17 protein-coding genes and 2 pseudogenes are annotated in these 22,266 nt (G+C 39.1%); 9 read left to right on the top strand and 10 right to left on the bottom strand.

The genetic code is table 11. The features are described 5' to 3' along the window. Window positions 1-70: 70 nt before the first annotated feature. A pseudogene (locus tag MSBRM_RS20130) lies at window positions 71-196 on the top strand (ISH3-like element ISMba14 family transposase); the annotation flags it as partial. A gap of 302 nt (window positions 197-498) precedes the next feature. On the opposite strand, the gene MSBRM_RS06205 reads toward MSBRM_RS20130, so the two are convergent. Both MSBRM_RS06205 and MSBRM_RS06200 read right to left on the bottom strand, forming a co-directional pair. Next, the gene (locus MSBRM_RS06205) at window positions 499-1,167 is read right to left on the bottom strand and encodes a flavodoxin family protein (protein ID WP_048118823.1); all 669 of its coding nucleotides are present in this window, start codon (window positions 1,165-1,167) and stop codon (window positions 499-501) included. Between the two features lie 61 nt (window positions 1,168-1,228). Further along, window positions 1,229-2,707: an MFS transporter gene (locus MSBRM_RS06200; RefSeq protein ID WP_048155058.1), complete on the bottom strand. Its 1,479-nt coding sequence runs from the start codon at window positions 2,705-2,707 to the stop codon at window positions 1,229-1,231. A gap of 517 nt (window positions 2,708-3,224) precedes the next feature. On the opposite strand from MSBRM_RS06200, the gene fpoO reads away from it, so the two are divergent. Further along, complete coding sequence (gene fpoO, locus MSBRM_RS06195; protein ID WP_052712721.1) at window positions 3,225-3,422, top strand: F420H2 dehydrogenase subunit FpoO; 198 nt, start codon at window positions 3,225-3,227, stop codon at window positions 3,420-3,422. Window positions 3,423-4,334: 912 nt separating this feature from the next. After that, a complete protein-coding gene (locus MSBRM_RS06190) occupies window positions 4,335-5,942 on the top strand; it encodes a GDSL-type esterase/lipase family protein (RefSeq protein ID WP_176722078.1) in 1,608 nt (535 codons plus the stop codon). A gap of 348 nt (window positions 5,943-6,290) precedes the next feature. On the opposite strand, the pseudogene MSBRM_RS19240 reads toward MSBRM_RS06190, so the two are convergent. The 4 genes and pseudogenes from MSBRM_RS19240 to MSBRM_RS06175 form a co-directional block, all read right to left on the bottom strand. After that, window positions 6,291-6,571, bottom strand: a pseudogene (locus MSBRM_RS19240) (transposase); the annotation flags it as partial. Window positions 6,572-6,686: 115 nt separating this feature from the next. Continuing rightward, window positions 6,687-6,956, bottom strand: a complete 270-nt coding sequence (locus MSBRM_RS06185; protein WP_048118833.1) for a hypothetical protein — start codon at window positions 6,954-6,956, stop codon at window positions 6,687-6,689. Continuing rightward, complete coding sequence (locus MSBRM_RS06180) at window positions 6,923-7,291, bottom strand: hypothetical protein (RefSeq protein WP_048118835.1); 369 nt, start codon at window positions 7,289-7,291, stop codon at window positions 6,923-6,925. Before MSBRM_RS06180 ends, MSBRM_RS06185 begins: the two co-directional genes overlap by 34 nt. Window positions 7,292-7,556: 265 nt before the next feature. Beyond that, window positions 7,557-8,549, bottom strand: coding sequence for an IS701 family transposase (locus tag MSBRM_RS06175; RefSeq protein ID WP_048155834.1), 993 nt, complete (start codon window positions 8,547-8,549; stop codon window positions 7,557-7,559). Window positions 8,550-10,020: 1,471 nt separating this feature from the next. Between MSBRM_RS06175 and MSBRM_RS06170 the strand changes: the two genes are divergently transcribed. Continuing rightward, the gene (locus tag MSBRM_RS06170) at window positions 10,021-11,142 is read left to right on the top strand and encodes a DUF21 domain-containing protein (protein WP_048118838.1); all 1,122 of its coding nucleotides are present in this window, start codon (window positions 10,021-10,023) and stop codon (window positions 11,140-11,142) included. A gap of 162 nt (window positions 11,143-11,304) precedes the next feature. Beyond that, window positions 11,305-12,009 carry a type 1 glutamine amidotransferase gene (locus MSBRM_RS06165; protein ID WP_048118842.1) on the top strand — a complete coding sequence of 235 codons (705 nt, stop codon included), beginning with the start codon at window positions 11,305-11,307 and terminating at the stop codon, window positions 12,007-12,009. A gap of 113 nt (window positions 12,010-12,122) precedes the next feature. Here the strand turns inward: MSBRM_RS06165 and MSBRM_RS06160 are convergent, their stop codons facing one another. Beyond that, complete coding sequence (locus tag MSBRM_RS06160; RefSeq protein WP_048155053.1) at window positions 12,123-13,901, bottom strand: SagB/ThcOx family dehydrogenase; 1,779 nt, start codon at window positions 13,899-13,901, stop codon at window positions 12,123-12,125. A gap of 87 nt (window positions 13,902-13,988) precedes the next feature. Then, window positions 13,989-14,531 carry a DJ-1/PfpI family protein gene (locus MSBRM_RS06155; RefSeq protein ID WP_048155050.1) on the bottom strand — a complete coding sequence of 181 codons (543 nt, stop codon included), beginning with the start codon at window positions 14,529-14,531 and terminating at the stop codon, window positions 13,989-13,991. Between the two features lie 48 nt (window positions 14,532-14,579). Here MSBRM_RS06155 and MSBRM_RS06150 point away from each other — a divergent pair, with 48 nt between their 5' ends. Next, window positions 14,580-14,840, top strand: a complete 261-nt coding sequence (locus tag MSBRM_RS06150; RefSeq protein WP_048155047.1) for a hypothetical protein — start codon at window positions 14,580-14,582, stop codon at window positions 14,838-14,840. Between the two features lie 94 nt (window positions 14,841-14,934). On the opposite strand, the gene MSBRM_RS06145 is transcribed toward MSBRM_RS06150, so the two are convergent. Next, window positions 14,935-16,290 carry a TIGR00297 family protein gene (locus tag MSBRM_RS06145; protein WP_048118854.1) on the bottom strand — a complete coding sequence of 452 codons (1,356 nt, stop codon included), beginning with the start codon at window positions 16,288-16,290 and terminating at the stop codon, window positions 14,935-14,937. 570 nt (window positions 16,291-16,860) lie between these two features. On the opposite strand from MSBRM_RS06145, the gene MSBRM_RS06140 reads away from it, so the two are divergent. After that, window positions 16,861-18,291 carry a dihydrolipoyl dehydrogenase gene (locus tag MSBRM_RS06140; protein ID WP_048155045.1) on the top strand — a complete coding sequence of 477 codons (1,431 nt, stop codon included), beginning with the start codon at window positions 16,861-16,863 and terminating at the stop codon, window positions 18,289-18,291. A 123-nt stretch (window positions 18,292-18,414) separates the two neighbouring features. Here the strand turns inward: MSBRM_RS06140 and MSBRM_RS06135 are convergent, their stop codons facing one another. Beyond that, a complete protein-coding gene (locus MSBRM_RS06135) occupies window positions 18,415-19,419 on the bottom strand; it encodes a class I SAM-dependent methyltransferase (protein ID WP_052712720.1) in 1,005 nt (334 codons plus the stop codon). 1,069 nt (window positions 19,420-20,488) lie between these two features. On the opposite strand from MSBRM_RS06135, the gene MSBRM_RS06130 reads away from it, so the two are divergent. Together MSBRM_RS06130 and MSBRM_RS06125 are read left to right on the top strand one after the other, a co-directional pair. Further along, a complete protein-coding gene (locus MSBRM_RS06130) occupies window positions 20,489-21,289 on the top strand; it encodes an ABC transporter ATP-binding protein (RefSeq protein ID WP_048118862.1) in 801 nt (266 codons plus the stop codon). Then, a complete protein-coding gene (locus tag MSBRM_RS06125) occupies window positions 21,286-22,038 on the top strand; it encodes an ABC transporter permease (RefSeq protein WP_048118865.1) in 753 nt (250 codons plus the stop codon). The genes MSBRM_RS06130 and MSBRM_RS06125 overlap by 4 nt, the downstream gene beginning before the upstream one ends. Window positions 22,039-22,266 lie beyond the last annotated feature (228 nt).

The following is a 22,266-nucleotide window of genomic DNA, read 5'->3' as shown; positions in this document are numbered from 1 at the left end:
AAGTTTTGGGATTACAGGTAACTCAAAAAAACACAACGCTACTGCAAAATTTCAACAAGACTTCTTTTAGAACAAAGTTGTAAGATATGGACTAAAGTCGCTGAATTTTATTCCTGTTAGTGTGTTACTGGATTGTTTGAGATGGGCCAATGAAGAAAGAAATCGAGTGCTACACACCCGATTAACTATAGCATAACTTATCTCAAATTAAAATTTAAGAACTTAATAGCGAATGCTATAAAATTACTCAGTGTAATATTATTTTTTGAAAAATGTAAGTGAAAGTTATAGCTTAAGAATTTTAAAATTTAATTAATAATACAATCCACTTTGAAAATCAGTAGATAAAATGTAAGATCAATTGGTTTTTACCATTCGGAAGTCAGTCTGATCGGAACTACTGGAAGTATCGAAAAAGGGAAAAATATTACCTTACTACTGCTTCCCAAGTTTATTCCCAAGTGACTAATCGTACTACCTAGAATCTCCAGATAAATCTTATTTTATCAAGCCCTTTTGAACATACCAGTCATAATCGTGGGCAAACCGCTCTTTATCAGATTTTACAAGCTGGCAGAAATATTCTGTTGTCTGGCGATGCATTTCATCCTTATCCGGATATTTGATATCTCCACGAATCGATTTTGCTAGCTTTTTACCAAGATCTTCGGCATTTCCCGCAGCCTGTTCGAGTGCAGAAGGATACATCCCAACTGCAACACCAAGGCCACCGACAACAGTAACACCAAGATTCATTAGCACACTGTTCATATATTCTACAACCACATCTGCCTTGCTTCCCCCTGCTGTGGACACAGAGCACCCGAACTTTCCCGTCAGCATCTGGCAATGGATAGCATCCGAAAGTCGGTCAAAGAAAGCTTTCATAGGGGCCGGAACCGAGTTAATATAATTCGGAGCGCCAAAAACGATTCCATCGGAGTTCAGAATTCTGTCAAAAAGCTCCTCAAAGTCATCGATCTGAGGGCACTCCCCAGTCGCATAACAGGCTCCGCACCCTGTGCAGTATTCTATGTGCAGTTTATAGAGATCTATTAGTTCTACATTGGCACCTTCTGACTCAGCACCTTTGAGCACTGATTTTACAAGTTGAAGAGTCTTGCTTTCATTTCCTCTCGGGCTTGCATTAATTCCTAGAATTTTCACTATTATCACCTAGATTAAATGAGTTACACAATGATTACAGGAATTATACAGGATTAATGTATTATTTTTTGCCTTTTTCAGGAATACTGGCGTGAGCTACAGGACTCCTTTTTCCTCTCACTAGAGATGCGAATATTCCAAGAATACAGAAAGCCGTAAACAGCGTGAAAGCATAATGCAGGCTTAAAACGAACTGGGGGTAATATTCAGGCGTGATCTCTACAGGACCGATAACAATTGCAAAGATCATCATTGCGATGCCCATCGACAGCATCTGCCCAAGGAGGCGCATGGTCCCGTTCATTCCCGATGCAACGCCATAGAATCTTTTATCAACGGAACTCATGATTGCATTCGTGTTTGGAGAAGAGAAGAGCCCGAAACCTATACCAAGAATAATCAGGGTGATAATGAGGTGCCAGATAGGAGTTGTTTCTTTAAGGAAAATTAGAAGGAAGAGCCCAAGCGCAGTAAATGTCATCCCTGCGGACGCAACAATCCGCGGTTCAATCTTGTCAGAGAGCCTGCCGGCAATTGGCGAAACCATAGCCATGATAACTGGCTGTGCTACCAGGATAAATCCGGCATGTTCAGGAGTGAAACCTTTCGTGTACTGAAGATCGAGACTTAAAAGAAAGGTCACTGCGTAAGTAGCACTGTAATTTATTAGCGCAGATAGGTTTGAAAAGGCAAAAATTCTATTTTTTGTCAGGAGACTTATGTCAAGAACGGGAGAAGGTGTTCTAATCTCATATAGAGCAAAAATAATTACCCCGAGAGTCCCCACAGCTAAGAGGACAGCACCTTTAAAGTCTGGGAGAACTGAAAAACCATACATTACTGCAACTACAGATGCACCGTATATGACTGACCCTATCAGGTCGAACTTCTCCCCTCTGCACTCAGCCCATTCACCTTTAATCTTCCACAAGATCAGGATAATTGCTGTAATGCCTATGGGAACATTTACGAAGAAGATGCTCCTCCAGCCAAGATACTGCGTCATCGCGCCTCCGAGTAAAGGACCAACAGAAAGCCCAATGTAAACTGCAGTAATATAAGTACCAAGAGCTTTTCCACGCTCACCGGGCGGGAAGACTGAGGTAACGATGGCGACGCCTGTCCCGAAAATCATTGCACTCCCGATACCCTGCATAACCCGTATTCCAATAAGCATTTCCGATGAGAAAGCCATGGTCATAATTAAAGACGAAAGGCTGAAGAGCGTAATACCATAGAGGAAAATCTTTTTCCTCCCATAAATGTCTGCGATTTTTCCGAAAGGGACAAGAAACAATGCTGATGAAAGGAGGTAAGCGGTCGCAACCCAGGAAAGGGCAATAGCATCCATGTGAAATTCGGACCCAATCGCAGGCAGGGCAATATTTACTGCCGAACCGTCAAAAGGAGTAATAAATCCAGAAAGTATCGCAATGAAAAGCACGACCTGTTTCCCTGTGCCGACAACAGAAGCATCAGGTGTATTGTAGATTTCCGGACCTTTAGCAGGTGATCCGGCGTTATTCGTATCTTTTTTCATGTGTATCACTTATCAGAAGGATCGTTATCTATGCTTATGGTGTCAGAAAAATCGCAATCAATTGATATGCAGGATAGATTATATCAGAGACGAAACTCTTCATTAATACTTTTCCTCGTTATGGCTGACTAATCGGTCATTTAGTACAGTTTGTTTGTATTAAACATTACGCTGAAGCAAAACTTTGAAACAACCGTTACTCTGCAACTGTTACGATGTTGATCTTGTCGTTGCTGAGATTTTAGGCCAAGCCTTTTTTCAAAAGGTTTGTGCCACAACCGTTGCACCAGTTGATTGCGCCGACCAGCTTGTTACTGGAGTTTTTCGGTCAAGCTTTTTTTCAAAAGAGTTGTAATCATGCCGATAGTGTTTTGAGATGTGGTCGTCAAATCAAAACTTTCACTCCAAAATACGAGAAGGAAAAATGGAAATACTATTATATTTTTTCGTAGTTGGAAATCCATTACTACTTTTACCCATATAATTTGAAGATGATAAGAATCAATAGAAAGGTTTAGTGCAAAAAGATTACCAAAATTTTCGTCCCCTTCTCAAATTCACCTATCCTGAGGATTTCTGGAAAGGACCCTATGAAACATGCCTGTATTTCGCCCAGATAACCTATTTAAACATTAATATGGATGAAATTTTCTGTAGAAAAAACAAATATGCTTTATACAGTAAAAAAGGCAGTGTTTACTCTGTGGAACGATAGGAAACTCAATTGATATTCTGAATACGAGATTCAGATATGCAATTTTGAATTTTGGGGTCAATCCAGTAATTAAAAGGTCTTTAATCACTTAACTCCAATAATCTAACAGTTGCAAAGTTCCTGCCTAACTTGGAAAACTAAGGAAATCGGAGGATTGATGAAAGAAAAGATGAACCTTTTTATATTAATAGACTGGTTTATGATTATTAACTTATAACAATAACCTAAAGAGATTGATAACTTGGTGACAAAGATTTCTCGTCTATCCAATATCCCGGCGGAATATCATCACCTACCTTAAGCTTCCCTGTTATTCCTGTGTAATTTCCTTATTTCAATTAAATCAAATTGCAGGCGGACATCCTACCCTCAACAGGTGTCCGATCTTCAATTTCAGGGCAAAAACATGTAAAAAATATGATATGTAAAAACTTTAAAGGCAGTGTCCGAATTTGCTGTAAATTCAAAGTTAATTTTGCGTGTATTGAGTATAATTCCGTTCTTTCAATATTGAATTATTCCGTTCTTTCAATATTAAATTTCAAAATACTAACTTCTTGAAAGTTATGATTTTACAAAAAATCGTCACATTGCCGTTAATTTCGATGCAAAGAACATGATCAGGGCGTTTGTCAATGCAATTAAATGTGTCTCTGGATTTGATTTTGAAGGTAAAGCAGATCTAATGTCAATTGAATAACAATAAATTTGGAAGAGTGTATAAATTGAGATTCTCAGAATCGGATGCACTGTTTGAACATCTTGAAGTTGCAGAATATTCGCTAACAATTGCGACATCTATCAAGAGTTTTATATTACCAACAAACATGGATACTTTTATCTAACAGAGGGAGAGGCATAAGAATGAAATTGTGGGTTATTTTAACGGCCTTTTTGTTATGTTTTACAGCAATGCCATCGTCGGCGACTGTCGAAATCCCAGCGGGTACAGTTTCGTCCTACTCGCTAAATATTTCTGGAGAAACTTATGTGCTGACAGGTGATGTTGATGCTTCAGCCACAGCATTCTCAGTAGATGCTGACAATGTAACGTTTGATGGAAAAGGGCACACAATTACGTTTGCACAGAACACGGCTGGCAGCGGGATTTTATCTTCGGTCAAAAATGATATCGTGATCAAAGATGTCACAATCAACCAAAAGAACAAGAGTATAGCATCTGCGTACGGAATATGCTTGGTTGACTGTGATAATGTAAGTATTTTGAATGCTACGGTTGACGTATATAAAGGTGCGGGAATTTATGCAAAGTCAGCATCATCACATGTGAATATCCGTGACTGTAATATTTCCTCAAATATCCATGGAATATTTGCGGCTGACAGTCAATATATAATGGTTAATGGATCTACCCTTAACTCCACGAAAACCAATTCCATCCGTCTATCCAATTCGGGATACTGTAATTTTTCGGGTTGTGAGTGCAACTCTACAAATATTGGTATAAATTTGAATGGTGGATCAAATAACAATACTTTCACTGATTGTATAGTGTCAACTGTTTTTGGAGACAGTATTGACATCAAAGCATCAAATAATAATACATTTTTGAGATGTAATACATCGGCTATTGGAAAAAATAATGGGATTTCGTTAGTCAATTCAAGTTGGAATGCATTCACGGATTGTGTTTCGATTGCTGAATATGGTTTGGGAATAAATATAACTGACTCGTGTGATAATATATTCAACGGGTGTACTGTCAATGTTATTGAAGATATGCCCATAATGATAACAAATTCTACAAACAAATTCTCAAATATGAGTGTTTTCTCTACAAGGGCATCTGCACCACATGATTCCAAACATATTTTAACTGTAGGAGATTCAATTACAAAGGGTGTAGGAGTTAATCACGGGCTCGGGTATGGAGCGTATCTAAACGCCACTCTAAATGCACATTCTCCTACCTGGTACGTGTCTAATGTCGGAATTGGGAGCACCACGGCAGCGCAGGGTCGAGTCACGTTTCCTCAGTGGTTAGATATCTACAATCCTAACATTGTCTTAATCATGTATGGGCAAAACGACATTTCTGCTGGGCGCAGTGAACAGGACATAATTAATGATATACTGTGGATGGCACAGGAGGCAACAAACCGAAGCATCACTCCCTACATATTGACGACTGTACCAATTTCAAAGAATAACTACAAGCGTATATCGTTAAATGACAACCTAACTACACAAGCTGAGTTGGCCGGCATCTCGGTAATAGATACATACGACTCTGTTGACTTATCACCAGAAAACGGTGTACGCGATGGGTATGATATGAATAACTCACGTGATGATGGAATACATCCAAATTCAGCTGGGTATACACTCATGGGGAATTATGTCGCTAAACATATCCTGGCATCTGTATACCCAAACACTGATTTTATCAGTAATGTTACCTCAGAAAAAACTCCCTTGAATGTTACTTCTACTGATAAAAGTACAGAACCGCTAACTTCATGGAACTGGCTTTGGAAATGGCATATTTTCAACAACTAGAAAATCCTACACATAAATATTTCAGAGCAGGAAACTATACTGTTAGCTTATAACGGTAAAGAATGCTGCTAGAAACAACACGAAAACAAAAAAGGCTCTTCGTTATTTTAGGCGGATATCCTCATAATGTCTTCATAAAAACCAACGCGGTCTCGGATTGAAATATCCATAGAGAATGACGAAGAGCCACAAAAATGAATTGAGCCTTTGCTAATTTCTGAATTAATACTTTAATCTTAAATTAAATGCATTAAATCCCTTTTTTATTAAAAAATTGCTTTTCAGGCTGTCTCAAAACCATTTTGAATATTACAATTGGGTAATACCCATTTCAATTTTTACTTCATTTTGCATGGCTGTCAGATAAATGAAAGCTGTGTTATTTTGAGTCATTTGTTGTAGTTTACGTAAATTTCTAATGTCTATAAGGTACCATAAAGCAATATTTTTAAAAGAAGTCCTGGATGATAGGCTGGACAACTTTCCTTAGAGTAAGTGGATTCTATGGCATTAATATCAACAACATCTGCGATGTCGTTTCGTACTCTGGCAATATGTTTTTAAGAGACAAAATCTTTCAGGCCTAATGGAAGTAAAAATTGCTGCGTTTGATTGTACTTTATAAACATGGTGAAACACTAAAATTAAATTTTGTAATAATTATAACTATTCTGTGGTTTTTAACCCAAATGTACGATCAGACATAGTTTAGAGACTGCCTATCTTTAATATTTTTAAAAATTTTCAGAATTTTACTTTATAATCTGAAATTAGTACTTTTTTTTCACAACCTAAATTTAATGTTGATTTCCTGTAAACTGTAGCATTTTTATTGCAATACATTTTGAAAAGATATTGCTCCTTCCCATAAACCAGATAAATTCTTTTCTTAACCATCCTGAATTTAACTGAATTTCCCGTGATAAAATTAAAGCTGATCGTTAGTTCATTCTTCACAGCTCTTTGATGGTTTCCATCCCTCAGTTTATAATACAGCTCTTTAATGGATTCCATCCCTCAATTTCTAATGCTTCCAGTACTGTATAAACTCTGCGATCTGTAGTTCCGCTTTGTTCTGCTATTTCATCTATGGTCGCTTTAGAGATCGTTCCGTCATTCCCTGCTTTACACTGGATCAGTAATGAAGCTATTTCATTGAATGTCTTTTTAGCCCCGTTAAATTCTTTGACCTTGCTGTAGTCCTCTGTACTTGATAAATTCAGAAATTCCCTTGCAAATTGTTTTGACGTTTCACTAACATTCACTCCCTTCTCAGGTGTCCATTCCAAAAAATCCAGTTTGCATGCTTGCAGCTCTGCAAGATATAGTTCATCATTTTGATCTTCCATAAAGTTACCAACTCCTAAAATTAGGCCTTCTGTGTGATTCTATGTATGATTCTATTTTTCTATTAGATTCGATTCTTCTACTTATTGGAGGTCGAAAGATAAAGCACTTTTTAGTTCAGAATTCTATCAAAAGTATGAGCCTATTCCAAAACCAACTTTTATTTCCAAATTCATATGCGTTTCTGAGTTACCTGACTTATAAGTATTAGGAGTTACGCAGTTGGCTCCTAGCATATTGTTTTTTCCAAACTTTCAAATATTTGAATTAATTTAACGTGTATTGGGGATTCCTTAAGTATTCTGTCACTGCCACTCTTCTAATTTTCATAGCACTTTCAAACCAGGATATTCCACTTTTGATTCTTTGTAATTCCAGTCTAAGAAAAGCTCTTAATGAGAACATTATATGTGCTCTTTGTGATTCTTCCTTTCTTGCCTGACATTTTTCGACACCACAGAACTGTTTTATTCCCCTATGATATTCCTCAATTTTCCATGACTTCTTTGCCAAATCTTCACGTTTTGCTTCATCCATCTCTTGCACATCTGTAACCCAGTGTTGCGTGTCTCCATTTTTTGAAACTATCCTAAACACCTTTACAAATCCATATGCTTTGAGGTGAACCACACGTCCTTTTGGAGGAATATCTACTGTTTCAAGTGGCACATTTCCCTTGTTGTCAGGATTTACCAAACGATTATTTTTCAATCTTGTAAGGAAATGCCACTCTTTCTGTCTAATGGCTTTAAGGTTTTTCACACTTGCATACCATGTATCAAATAAAACGAATTTGGGATTAAAACCACGTTCTTCGGCCTTGTCAAGCATATCACGGAAATGGTCATTCTTTGTTTTGTCGTCTACATCGATGTTATAAATTCGAAAATCGATAGGTATAACGGTTGTACCGTCAGTCCAAACTAAGGTAACCAGGCCTATTCCCTTTACAGTACGATGATGTTTTCCACTCCACATACGACGAACAAAAGCAATTTCTTCTGCGTATGGTTTATCTAATGTTGAATCATCAACAATTAGGTATCCTCCCTTAAGCTTGACATAACTTTTTACTTCCTCCCATAGTGCTTCCGTGTCTGGAGGTTGCCTTTGAAGGCAACGAGTAAAAGCATCATGAGAAGGAGCATTAGCTATGTCTGGATAACATCTAGCAGCTTCAGTACAGCTAAAAACGTTAGAAGCCGCAATGAGAAAATTAATGTAGTCAATGTCGGTACACTTAGGTGGATTTATGTCCATAACTCCGTACGTTTTTAGAGAAACACTAAGCCATAAGTATATTTATAAAGATATCAAGTTTTCGGCATTTTAACTGCGTAAGTCCTAAAGTATTTCAGATAATAATTCCAGAATTAGGATTCAAAAACTAATTTTAAGTTTCTTGATAGGCTCAGTAATTAATCATAAGCACATACTCAAATGTTTTTTACTAAAATTGGAGTTAATCTCACAGTTTATTTCTATCTTATGTATCCTCGTCAAATTGAGTGGAAATCCCTCAATTTCCACTCTATGGACTTTTTTCTCTGATGAATTGAGCCAGAGATGGTATCTCAAATGTACTGCCTACTCTATCACATGTGTACTGATATGCACTTACTCCCAGTTTCTTTGCTGTCTGAACAATCGTCATAAATGTGTCATTTTCTTTTGTTCCTTCTTATGTTATGGTTTAGGCTCACATCTCTTTTTCTGACCCCTTTTTCTGACCTTTGCTCTCGCCGCCAGTTCAGCTGCATTGTTATGCAGCGGAATCTCTGGAAAAAACAGTACATTCAATTTCAGAAGAAATGTCTTCATTCTTTTTAGAGCCAAGAATTTTAGGTTTGGACTTTTCAACTTTGAGTACTTTCAACTTTGAGTACTTTCAACTTTGAGTAAGTTGATTTCATCTCGAAGCTTCTGGTTATCTTCCATGAGAAAATCAACCTCTTCATTCTGTATTTCAATGATAGAAAACAAAAAACGAAAGACATTGGCATATCTTTCATCTTTAATTTCATCTGGATTGATGTCCAGCGAAGCCAGAGATTGTTTTAAAACTTCGAGTTCTATTTTTTACTCTAAGATCTGATAAAGGGAAATATAATGACTATTATATTTATCTGTAATTAGAAATCCATTACTGTATTTATCTATATAATTTCAAAATGATACCTTTTTTCAAAAGGATCGCAATAAATTAGAAAACACAAATTAAACTATTAGAATAGAGTAATAATTGAATTAAGACTATGTAGAATTAAGATTATCAGAAAATTTCCATTCAGTACTGTTAAAACCGTATAAAGTTTAAGAGAAATTTCAGTACTGTTAAAACCGTATAAAGTTTAAGAGAAATTTCAGTACTGTTAAAACCGTATAAAGTTTAAGAAAAATTTCAGTACTGTTAAAACCGTATAAAGTTTAAGAGAAATTTCAGTACTGTTAAAACCGTATAAAGTTTAAAAGAAATTAATGGTTAGGGCGAGGTAAAATCTTAAGGTTAAGTTTATATTTTAAGGCTAAATTTACAACAAGCCGAAGTAATGCAAAACCAGAAAACCAAATTTAGAAAATGACTGCGACTCAGTTAAATATATAAAAATTGACAGGTTAAGCCGTTAAACCTATGTTTATACGAAAATCGTTGATGGATTAACCTATAATTTACCTAGGATTAAACCTTAAATTATGCCAATATGAAGATCATAGAGGTTATAGACTCACAATGAATGAAATTATTATCTGGATACTGATCATACTCTGCCTGATACAGTCCGCTATATTTTCAGGAATGACAATTGGACTTTTCAGCCTTGGTAGACTCAGGCTTGAGATAGAGGCCGAAGCAGACAGCAAAGAAGCTATCAAAATTCTGCAGATCCGGCGGGACTCAAACTTCCTGCTTACGACACTGCTCTGGGGAAACGTAGGTGTAAATGTCCTGATTGCCCTGCTTACAGGTTCCGTACTGACAGGAGCCTCAGCTTTCCTCTTCTCTACTTTTGTAATCACCAGTTTTGGAGAGATTGTACCCCAGGCTTACTTTTCCCGAAATGCCCTTTCAATTGGAGCAAAGTTAACTCCTTTAGTCCGGTTCTACCAGATGCTGCTCTATCCGGTAGCCAAGCCTACAGCTCTTATTCTTGACTGGTGGCTCGGCAGGGAAAAACTTGAACTCTTCAAGGAACAGTCCATGCGGATTATGCTCGAAAAGCATATTGAATCGGGAAAGTCTGATATTGGCACTTTTGAGGGAATCGGGGCTCTGAACTTTCTCTCCATAGATGACGTCAGCATCTCCGATGAAGGCTCGCTAATAGACCAGAGAAGCATAATCTCACTCCCGGTTGAAAATAACCGTCCGGTATTTCCTCCATTTAAAAGAGAACCAGACGATCCTTTTTTGCAAAAGATAGAAGCCTCCGGGAAAAAATGGGTAATCATTACCAACCCTCAGGACGAACCTGTCATGGTGCTTGACGCAGACGGCTTCCTCAGGGATGTGGTCTACAAGAAAGGCCCATTTATTCCGCTTTCTTACTGTCACTTTCCAGTTGTGGTGAGGTCTCCCAAGACCAGGCTTGAGAAAGTAATCAGGCAGTTTAAGGTGTATCCGCAATACCCTGAAGACGATGTGATCGATCAGGACCTTATCCTCTACTGGGACCAGGAGAAAAGAATTATCACGGGTTCGGATATTCTGGGTCGGCTGCTGCGGGGAATTGTAGTGGAGTGTGACCTGAAATCAGGATGCGAGACGCCTGTTCCTCCTTCCCAGCCTGGAGTTGTCAGAAGAAGTTTGAGAAGAGGAAAGAAGAAAGAAAGCGAAGAGCAGAAAAAAGAATAAAAAACCATGCATCAATGAAATAATAAATCTTTTTCGTGATCAAGAAAAAGGATACAGAGTCAATTATATTTTACGGAACTTTTGGTACGCTATCTATTAAAATGATACGCTACCTATTAAAAGTCGAATATCAATTTAAATATTTTAAATAAAGGTTTAAGCATGAAAATATACTGTATCCAGCACGTTGAGTTTGAAACATTGGGAACTATTGTTGAATGGATAGAAAAAAGAAATCACTCTTTATCAATAACACGTTTATATGAAAATCAGAACTTTCCCAGTCTAGATAGGTTCGATCTTCTCATAGTCATGGGTGGACCGATGAATATCTATGAGTATGAAAAATATCCCTGGCTAAGAAAAGAAAAAACATTTCTCAAAGAAGCTATTTCTGCAGGAAAAGCAGTACTTGGAATTTGCCTTGGCGCTCAGCTTATTGCTGATGCCCTAAAAGCCGAGGTATTTAAGAACAATGATAAGGAAATCGGATGGTTTCCGGTATTCAAGATCAAGCAGGAGTCTAAAAACCCTCTGCTAAAAGGCATTCCTGAAGAATTTATCGCTTTTCATTGGCATGGAGACACCTTCGGCCTGCCTGAAGGAGCAATAAGACTCTTTGAAAGTGGAGCTTGCAAAAATCAGGGTTTTATCTACAAAAACAGGGTAATTGGACTCCAGTTCCATCTGGAAATGAGCAACAGAACAATCAGAAACGTTATTGAAAACTGCAGGGATGAACTGATTGAAGGAACATATATCCAGAATGAGGAAGAAATGCTGGATAAAGATTCATTTTTAGCAGAGTCAAAGTTATTGATATTCAGGATGCTGGACAATATTCAGGAGATTGTTAAAAATACCTGAATAATTTTCGATTATCGTTTGCCGTAACTATGTCATATGGATAATGGAAAGAGATTCAAGAATAACATAAATAGTGCTGTGGCATTTGATAGGATAAGAGGAAAAATAAAAAATCAATCTTTGTATGCAGGAAGAGTTCTAACACCTATCTCCGGAAGTGGATAGCCAACAGCGAAATGGTAGAGGTCCTGGAACTCAAGCCCTTTGAGCCCTATAGCTTCATGCAAAGGATCATCAAAGAAACACCCGATCCCACAGCCCCTGAGGCCATATGCTTCGGCTTCAAGATAAAGAAGCTGCCCAAGAATTCCGCATTCCCAGAAAAGGTACGGATATATCCAGGCTCCGAACCTGCTCAGAGGACCTTCGAACTCCGAAAGCATGCAGGCAGTAAAACAGGCATCGGCAGCTTTTCTCTGTGTACAGGAAAGCTGGGCTGCAAAAAAATCCAGAGTTTCTTCCATCAACAGATAAAACTCAAGATCTGATGGGCAATTTTTCGGTTTTTCCCATAAAAAGTCCGACCTGATCGCAGCTTTAAACCTCTCTTTTTCTTCGGGTTTGCGAAGGAAAATATAAAGTCCCGGAAGTAGGTCCTTTACGCGGTTCACGAAAATGAGCAGGTGAGTAAAGGAACCAAACGCAAGCGAATTGAAAATCGGATTGTTTTGCGGAAGGGTTCTTTGCAGCATCGCATAGAAAGTTTCTTTTTCTAGGTATGCGCTGTTATTCATCTCAATAGCACTTCTCCTTCCCCGGATAACTCTGCGCAGAGGAACTGTATCAAGCTCGGACAGGTTCCCGAAGCTGCTGGTTTTTAGTGATGAAGCAGTCTGCAAATAGGATTTTGGTCCTTCATTTGATTCTTCATTTGATTCTTCATTTGATTCTTCATTTGATTCTTCATTTGATTCTTCTTTTGATTCTTCTTTTACTTCTTCTTTTGATTCTTCTTTTACTTCTTCTTTATTTTCAAGGTAATCGGTTTCCTTCTTATAAGCTGCCGAGGCCGCTTTTTCGAGACCTACCCATTCAACATGCCCTGGGCTTAAACTGTTAGGAACGCCTTTCCAGGAAAGATTTTTAAAAGCAGGAATCGCTCCGGAAGAAATCCTGCCTTTTGTACAGGTCTTTCCTGCCGGATAGACCGCAAGCAGACAGGCAGGCTCCTGTTTTTCAGGACCTTTCTCTCCGGAAATGCCAAGAAGCACTGCAATCTCGTCCGAACCCATGTCTGCAAGAAGACTTGTTTTCCAGCCGAGCCCGGCAGCAGCAAAGGTCAGAGCAGCGATTGCATGCCCAATATCATGCTGTGCATATCGAAAGGCTCTGAGCCCATATTTCCAGGAAACCCGCCAGAAAATTGAACTCAGCCCCACGAAAAAAGTGCCTTCAGGAAAGCCCGAACTTAATAGCTCCCAGGTCTTTGACGAAAGTTCCGCTCTGAGTTCAAGAGCATGAGGAAAAGGAGCATAATGGCAGACAGACGGGGTTTTCAGAAGCCCCTTCACAGGACCGGAAAGAAGGTAAACCTCGGTAGGATGAAGGTTTCCACTTGAAGGATTAACGCGAAGAGGCCATTTTATACCTTCTGCTTTCTTCCAGGCAGAAATGGCGAAACTGTCAAAAAAAAGCCTGGAAATCGATTTCACACTCATTTCATACGGCTTGAGTTTTTCCGGTGAGAAAGCCTGTTCATAGGCAGGAAAAGTCTCAGCTATTATATGCTCATCGCTCCGGATCTCCAGATTAAAAAGTCGAGTTCCATGATAGTTAAGGAAGGGATCTGGCTTGAGAGGCAGATCCAGGCGATGAGGACCCGGAGCATAAGCTTTGAAGTTGTGTTTACTTGCCTGGTGATAAGCCAGTATGGCTTCAAGTTCCGCTGTCATAATAAGCACACCCGGTAACCTGAGAAATCTAATTCTCAGACAACTTTTCGGTAAAGGAGATCTGCATTTCAGAATCCTTGATGAAAATTAAGCTTTTTTCAGGGCCTCAAGTACGGCTTTTCCAAACGCATCAGCACTTGCAGGATCTCGCCCTGTGACCACACGACCCGAAACCACTACTTCCCTGTCCAGATAGATAGCACCATGTTCCTTAAGTTCACGTACAGTATCCGGACTTTTGAAGACTGTGCTCTCTTTGTCCTTCAAGATGCCTGTTCTTGCCAGTACTACAGGAGAAATGCAGATCGCGGAGAGCACCTTTTTTAGGTCATCAGCTTCTTTTACGAGTGCCTGCAGAGCTCTGTTATCCCACAGGTACTTTTTAGAGCCTGAGCCCCCTGAGATTACTATTGCATCATAGTCGTCAATTCTGGCGTCTGAGATCGCGATATCAGGCTTGATTGTTCCTCCGAGCATCCCTTTAGACGTTTTCTTAGATTCGGCTGCAATGGTAACTTTTACTCCTGCAGCCTCAAAAAGCTGTTTCGGAACAAAACATTCCTCGTCCCTGAATTGCTCCTGGGCGATTACAAGCAGGATTTTCTTATCTTTATACTCGGTTTCTGTCATCTGTTTACCTCCTGTAAGCTTGAAAACTAAGAGTCGAAGAAATAAAAAGTGGAATGGTTCAGTAACCCTGTTTCCTTAAGAATATGCAATGCAAATATAAATGGATACTTCTTTTCGGCAGTGAACAACCTGAGAAAATCTAGAAAGATTCTGGGAAAAAGTAGGAAGATCATGAGAAAAAGTAGAGAGATCATGAGAAAAAGTGGAAACATCATGAGATCGGTGAAGAAGCCGGAAAAAAGGTATAAGAAGACTGAAAAAAGGTATAAGAAGACTGAAAAAATTTTTGAAGCCTGGAGAAAGTTGTGAAAAAATGAAAAAAATGAAAGACCAGTATAAATAATCTGAGAGTCTCAGAAAAGGAATAAGGAAATAGAAATTAATAATATTGTTCCTATCTGGTTCAAGCTATAAGGAAATACAAAACAGCGGAGATCCCTGCTCCTGCAAAGGTCGCCACTAAATTGACTCCACTATTTGAAAGAACTCCCCTTTTCTGAAGTGTAGCTCCAAGGAAGCTGTCTATATTTGTCCCGAAAAACCCTCCTGCGGTTGTAATAAGGACTGTTAATATAAAATTATCCGAGATTCCCAGTAAATATGCAAGGACTCCTATCACTGCAGAACCGAAGATTGCAGCAAGTTCACCAAGCAATGATACGGCTCCGTCAACCCCGGGTTCCGAGAGTTTGAGGGTTGTTATCATTCTTGGCCTTCCTTTTGCTGTTGTCCCTATTTCACTTGCCAGAGTATCTCCGGTAGCTGTTGCAACCGTACCCATATAGGCATAGATGATCGGAAGACTGTGCTCCGGGAAAACCCCATATGCTACTGCAAGGGCAAGGGCTGCTGTACTGTTTGAAAATACATTTTCGTAACTCCGGATGCCGTCCTTAGCCTGCGCAATCCCGATGGATTCTTTGTATGCATATTTATACTTTGTAAACCCGCCTCCAAGAATAAAAAACGTGAGCAGAAGCAGGTACCAGGAAAGTCCACTGAAGACAATTATCAGGAATCCCAGAAGGGCAGCACTCAGAAGGGCAGAGACATCTGCAATCTTAGCTCTGTAAGCCAGCACACCCAGGATAAACGAGAATACAAGTGCTACGACCATTTTTTCAGGAGACACCCAGTACCTGAAATCTTCAAAAATCCACATTGTCATGCCTGCACCCAGCGGCACAGAAATATTCTTGTCTATTTTGGAGGGGATTGACTCGAAAAGAGAACCGGTAACCGCCCCGATAACAGCTATGAAGAATATCAGGTTATATGAAACCGGCAGTTTCTGCCAGTAGACAATCCAGCTTGCGGCAAAGAATGCAGCAGCAATCCGAAGTGCTAGGAAAGCCGAACTCCAGAGTATTGAAAAACTCCTCTTTTTGATTGTCCTCCGCCTTAAATTAGAATCAGGTACAGAATCTGTTTCCGAAAAAGAGGTTTTATGGTTTCCGACTGCCGCAATCGCAAATGCGGCGAGCACTATGTAGAAAGGATATGTATAAGAATAGCTCCCAGAAATCACGGAAACAAAGAGCATGAGAGCCAGAGAAAAAATAAGGCTGGTAGCATCTCTGTCACATAAAATGGTTTTCCCAGAAAACCGTATTCCCAGGAAAAGGACGACAGAGAAGATAAAAAGAAGATTCACCCCTGCAAAAGGAGCTATAAGAATGAGCAGGAGATACAGGATATGCATTACAGGAATTCCCTGGCAGAAATCCCCGTTTTTAGTGAATCGGGCAGCTCTGTTCATTATAAGACATCTTTTGTTTTTATTCATTATTGAAAGATACATAGGATAAGCTTATCTTTATAAATAAGTAGTTGTTTTTCTTTTAGAGATGATTTAAAAATATGTATTAAAATTTAAAAATATCTGTTTTAGCAATTGTAATCGAGATAAATTTACGCAAATATTTTAAGTCCTATAGAGATTATCCAATGAATAAAATAACTTTTGCCTCACATTTTATTATTCAGGATTTCTCAAACTTAATCTTCTCGGCAGTGTCTCAAATTTGCTGTAAATTTGAAGTCAAGTTTTTGCGTACTATGAAGAAAATTGATCTACCGATATAGAATTTTCTACCCAATAGTTTGTTGAGATTTATGATTTTAAGGAAAAATTGACGCACTACCTTTACGTGCTTCCCATAAATTATTCAAAACTATGGTCCATAAATTATTCAAAACTATGGTCCATAAATTATTCAAAACTATGGTCCATAAATTATTCAAAACTATGGTCCATAAATATAACCGTAAATAAATAGTATATTATATCTGGCAAAGCTGCGTGTTATATGTGTGGTGAGGGATAAGTATGGAAAACTACGACATTATTATAATAGGTACGGGTTCTGCAATGAACTACATAAATCCTATTTTTGATTCAAACCCGAAAATGAGAGTTGCCGTTATCGACAAAGATGAACCAGGCGGGATCTGCCTTACCAGAGGGTGTATTCCTTCAAAAATCCTGCTTTATCCTGCCGAACTAATCCGGGAAATTGAAACTGCATCTATTTTTGGAATTAAGCTTGAAATAAAAGACATAGATTTCCTTGCCATTATGGAAAGAATGCGCAGGAAAATCGGAGAAGATATCGAGGCAATAAGGAAGAGTTTGACCGATGACCCGTATCTTGATTACTATCAAGAAAGTGCAGAGTTTATCTCACCTTACACCCTGAAAGTAGGTGAAAAAACCCTTCACTCTGAAATGATCTTTCTCTGTACCGGCTCAAAACCTTCAATTCCTCCCATTAAAGGCCTCGAAGAAGCAGGATACCTTACAAGTGATACTGTGCTTAAGCTCACGGAATGCCCAAAAAAGCTCGCCATCTTAGGAGGGAGTTTCATTGCAGCCGAATATGGGCATTTTTTTTCCGCTATGGGAGCCAGTGTCACAGTGATCGGAAGAAATTCCCAGTTTCTTCCACAGGAGGAACCCGAGATATCCAGACTTGCAAGTATGAAGATGTCGGAGTACATGCAGATAATTACAAACCACGAAGCTATAGAGGTTCGAAAAGAAGACAACGGGCAGAAAACGGTTGTTGCAAGGGATAGAAATTCTGGAAAGGAGGTAAAAGTCACTGTAGACGAAATCCTTGTGGCAACAGGAAGAGCCCCGAATACCGATATTCTCCATCCCGAAAAAGCCGGGATCAAAACAGATACCAAGGGCTGGATTCTGGTGAATGAGTTTCTTGAGACCTCACAACCGAATATCTGGGCGTTTGGAGACGCAAACGGAAAATACCTGCTAAAGCATGTAGCAAACTATGAGTCCGGAATAGTTTACCTTAATGCAATCCTGAAAGAAAAAGTAAAGGCAGACTATCATGCCGTACCCCACGCAGTATTTTCCTATCCTGAAATTGCCGGAGTAGGCATGAGAGAGCAAGAAGCCGTAGAAAAGTATGGAGAGGAAAGAATCCTCATAGGCCTCAAGTTTTTTGAAGATACTGCAAAAGGATCGGCTATGGGAATCAGAGATTATTTCGTAAAAGTGATTCTGGATTCGGAGGAAGAAAAAATCCTGGGAGCCCACATAATAGGCCCGCATGCTTCAGTCCTGATCCATCAGATAATTCCTCTCATGTATACGGAGTTAAGAAGTCCTGAACCAATAATGCGGGGTATGGATATTCACCCGTCCCTGAACGAAGTTGTAACCAGGGCCTTTTATTCGCGGCTGCCGCCTGAAAATTATCATCATTTCCTTAAACATATCGGGTTTGAGGACTGAAAAGATCTACCCAATGAATACTCAAAAGATCTACCAGATAAGGACTGAAAAGATCTACCAGATGAGAAATTAAAATCTTTACTTGTTTATAACTCAAAGTCTCTACACTTTCTTATTTCATACCTATTTTTTAATAAGGTCAAAAACCCACCTGCTGATGCCTGGAGCAACATTTCCTGTCCGCCTGTACAGCTCCACTTCAAGTCCCATTTTTTCATATTCATTGATCAGCCCAGGAATCTGAGATTCGGCTTTGAAAGTGTAGAAGTGAATATGCCCTTCCTTCCGAACAAGTTTTGTGATTTCAACAAGAAAATGATCCATTCCATATGGTGTAGGCACTATGGCTCTATCAAACCCGCTGCCCTGAACCTGAAGCTCTTTATTCGTTCCTTTGCCTGGACCTGAACAGGCGGGCAGGCCAGAAAAATCCTTATTTCCGGCTTTTTCACCGTTTTCGATTTTTTCGCCAGGTATTACTTTTTTGCAATTTCCACCACTTTCGCCATTTTGGGATTCTTTATGGGTTTTTGAATCAAGTATCTGGAAAATCTCCCCAGTCCGAAAAAGATTCTCAAAATCATCCTGAATTACGATTACTTGCCCTTCAAACCTGTTAATCCTGATATTTTCCCTCAGCCAGGCACAGGCGTCGGGATTTATTTCGAGAGCATAAACCTTTGCCCCTTTTCCTGCAGCAGGAAGTACAAAAGGGCCCACTCCGGCAAAAGGAATTATGATAATTTCTCCCGACTTAATATTTGAGGTTACCCGCCTTCTCTCAGAGTACAGCCGGGGATTAAAAAAGACTTTTTTGACATCCAGCTTGTAGGTATAGCCGTTTTCTCTGTGAATGGTCTCAGTCGTTTCCCCAAGCAGAAGCTCAAAATCCGCAACCCTGTGCTCTCCTCCGAGTTTGCTCACCTTATTAAGCACAGCCCGCGTATTGCCCCGCATGGAAAATAGCTTTGAAGCAATAGCTTCTTTATAAGCCGCAAGTTCCGGAGGAATCGAAATTACGGCCACATTCCCTATATAATCAAAACGTTTCGGAACCAGTTGAAGTAGGGGTTCTTCAACGATTCCCCTCATTGAATCACGCAAACTCACTCTATTTCGAAAACCCATTAAGGTACCTCTGGCTGTTTTTACATCGATACGCTAGTTGACTCTGGTTTTGAGCATTATGCTAGCTCTCAGAAGTGGTATTTTTTCCTATGTAGTTCAAAAGTATCATTCAAAAGCATCTTTGTCACCATCCATAGTATCAGTCAGTTATCGCTTTTCGCACTTCAGGCCCATCGATCGTACTACCAGATTTCTGCCTTCCAGGAGCCAACTCGATCACATTCTCATAGGCACCGTTGACAGCGATATCGAGTATTATGAGTCGCTATCTAACGGCAATTGGTCCCAAGCCAAGCCGGAAGAAACATTCTCGATTCTAGTTATCTGTTCTGACACGACTGCTACTAATTCCTACGACTGCTACTAATTATTCTTAAAGAGTCTGACGTTCTAGTCTCATCACTTCCAATTAGGTCTGCATTTGGAATCGGCTCATATAAGAACCTATATAAAGAATGATAAGATTTACACAATAGTATTTATAAAGCTATATAATGGAATTTATAAGCGTTGTACAATAGAATTATAAGTTGTGTTATATATAATAAGTAAGATATAAATTATAATTGAGTATAATACAATTCATAATTAGTGAGTTCATCCCAAAACTTGAAATTTGCTTCTTATACCTTGTATTTTGAATAATCAATCAATCAATCAATCAATCAATCTTATGATCATGAAAATAATTCTGAGAATTCCCAATGATTAAGAGTAAAGTGGCTTTTGGGATAGACTCAGTAATAGGACTTGTATGTTGCATTCATCTCTGAAAAATAAAATAATTATATGAGAATGATTATAGATAACTTCTCTAAAAATACTTTATTTCTGTTGAATTTCCGTAGAATTCTCCCAGAACTCGCAGAGATTGAGATAATATATTTTTAACATAAAAAATTTAACTGAAGAGATTCGCCCTCAGAGATCTTACAGAAGATATATTATAAAAAAGATTACATAGAAATATTATAAAAAAATATTACAGAAAAATATTGCAGAAAAATATTGCAGAAAAAATTCTGTTATTTAGCCTTTCCTTATTAAAAAAAACATTTCAGGTTCGCCCATGCAAAACATACTCTCAGTCCAATCTCTTACAAAGAAATTTGATGACTTTACGGCTGTAAAAGATATCAGTTTCAATGTTGAAACCGGTTCGATCTTTGCTTTTCTCGGGCCAAACGGGGCAGGTAAGTCCACAACTATCAAAATGCTCACAACTGTTTTGAAACCCACATCAGGAAAAATAAGCATTAATGGTTTCAATGCGCTTAAAGAGCAGGACAAAGCCCGTGCATCTTTCGGGATAGTTTTTCAGGACTCCAGCCTTGATGAAGAACTGACTGCTTACGAGAATATTGTTTACCATGCAGTCATCTATAAGGTACCTAAAAAAGAAAGGGACGAAAGAATCCGAAAAGCCCTTGAAATTGTCGGGCTCTGGAACAGGCGGGAAGATTATGTGAAAAACTATTCAGGCGGCATGAAGCGCAGGCTTGAGATTGCAAGGTCGCTTGTTCACTACCCTAAAATCCTTTTCCTTGACGAGCCCACTGTAGGCCTTGATCCCCAGACTCGAAATTCTATATGGGACCATATCAAAAAGTTGAACAAAGAAAGAAAGATGACAATTTTTCTGACCACGCATTACATGGAAGAAGCCGAAGCAGTTGCAGACCAGATTGCAATCATTGATCACGGAAAAATTATAGAATCCGGCACTGTTGAAGAAATAAAGAAACGGACAGAAACCGAATCCTTAGAAGAGGCTTTTCTGAAATTAACAGGCCGGGACATCAGAGATGATAGCGAGTCTGGGCACAGAGTACGAGCTATAAGGGGTATGAGAAGGAGGGCCAGGCATTGATCGAGGTAATTTATATCCTATGGCTCAGGCAGCTAAAACACTACTGGCGCTCAAAGTCCAGACTGCTGGGTTCTCTCGGACAGCCTCTACTCTTTCTGATTACATTTGGGTTCGGGTTCGGCCCAATGTATTCCAGGGCAAGTGGAGGAGCAAACTACCTGGATTTTCTTGCACCAGGAATCGTCTCAATGTCTATTCTGTTTACTGCTATCTTTTCGGGGCTTGAGGTTATCTGGGACAGACAATTCGGCTTTCTCAAAGAGACCATGGTAGCTCCGATCTCAAGGACAGAAATTATGATCGGAAAAACCCTTGGAGGCGCAACCATAGCCATGATCCAGGGTTTGATCGTGCTGGGCTTGACCTATCTACTTGGGTTTAGAGTTCCAGGTCTTGCAAGCCTTGCCGTCGGGCTGGTCTTCATGTCCTTAATAGCTATCTTCTTTACAGGTCTGGGCCTTGCCATAGCCTCAAAAATGAAAGATATGCAGGGTTTCCAGTTAATCATGAACTTCCTGATTATGCCTATCTTCTTCCTGTCCGGCGCCCTCTTCCCCCTCGAAAACCTGCCGCCAGCGATCTATTTCATAAGCAGGATCGATCCCCTTACCTATGGGGTAGACGGCTTAAGAGGAGCCATTGCCGGAATGAACGTGTTTGGTATCTATAATGACCTGGCAATAATAGGTTTGCTCTCGGCTCTTGTCTGCATGGTCGGAGCATTTTTGTTTTCAAAAATAGAGGCATAAAAACCTCCTTTTTTTAAGAATTTAAAGATTCAAGGCCCAAAATTCAGTATGAATTAAGGTATTTTAGAGATCACTAATGAGTATTAATGATATAAATTAAGGTATTTTTGAGATAATTAATGAGTGTCAATGATTATTATGTATCAGTGTTGTACTATTATATACCTTAAAATTATTATAGCTTTAAATCAGGCATCTGACTAACTGAGTTGGGAATTAATGGCTGCT

The organism is Methanosarcina barkeri MS, from assembly GCF_000970025.1.
In the GTDB taxonomy this organism is placed as follows: domain Archaea; phylum Halobacteriota; class Methanosarcinia; order Methanosarcinales; family Methanosarcinaceae; genus Methanosarcina; species Methanosarcina barkeri.
The sequence above is the reverse complement of the archived record's forward strand: the minus strand, read 5'-3'. Positions and strand labels throughout refer to the sequence as shown.

Bases quoted from the DNA above. Each gene is read 5' to 3' on its own strand.
- MSBRM_RS06200 (WP_048155058.1), bottom strand. From the start codon at position 2,707: ATGAAAAAAGATACGAATAACGCCGGATCACCTGCTAAAGGTCCGGAA.
- MSBRM_RS06190 (WP_176722078.1), top strand. From the start codon at position 4,335: ATGCCATCGTCGGCGACTGTCGAAATCCCAGCGGGTACAGTTTCGTCC.
- MSBRM_RS06185 (WP_048118833.1), bottom strand. From the start codon at position 6,956: ATGGAATCCATTAAAGAGCTGTATTATAAACTGAGGGATGGAAACCAT.
- MSBRM_RS06180 (WP_048118835.1), bottom strand. From the start codon at position 7,291: ATGGAAGATCAAAATGATGAACTATATCTTGCAGAGCTGCAAGCATGC.
- MSBRM_RS06175 (WP_048155834.1), bottom strand. From the start codon at position 8,549: ATGGACATAAATCCACCTAAGTGTACCGACATTGACTACATTAATTTT.
- MSBRM_RS06170 (WP_048118838.1), top strand. From the start codon at position 10,021: ATGAATGAAATTATTATCTGGATACTGATCATACTCTGCCTGATACAG.
- MSBRM_RS06165 (WP_048118842.1), top strand. From the start codon at position 11,305: ATGAAAATATACTGTATCCAGCACGTTGAGTTTGAAACATTGGGAACT.
- MSBRM_RS06160 (WP_048155053.1), bottom strand. From the start codon at position 13,901: ATGACAGCGGAACTTGAAGCCATACTGGCTTATCACCAGGCAAGTAAA.
- MSBRM_RS06155 (WP_048155050.1), bottom strand. From the start codon at position 14,531: ATGACAGAAACCGAGTATAAAGATAAGAAAATCCTGCTTGTAATCGCC.
- MSBRM_RS06145 (WP_048118854.1), bottom strand. From the start codon at position 16,290: ATGAACAGAGCTGCCCGATTCACTAAAAACGGGGATTTCTGCCAGGGA.
- MSBRM_RS06140 (WP_048155045.1), top strand. From the start codon at position 16,861: ATGGAAAACTACGACATTATTATAATAGGTACGGGTTCTGCAATGAAC.
- MSBRM_RS06135 (WP_052712720.1), bottom strand. From the start codon at position 19,419: ATGGGTTTTCGAAATAGAGTGAGTTTGCGTGATTCAATGAGGGGAATC.
- MSBRM_RS06130 (WP_048118862.1), top strand. From the start codon at position 20,489: ATGCAAAACATACTCTCAGTCCAATCTCTTACAAAGAAATTTGATGAC.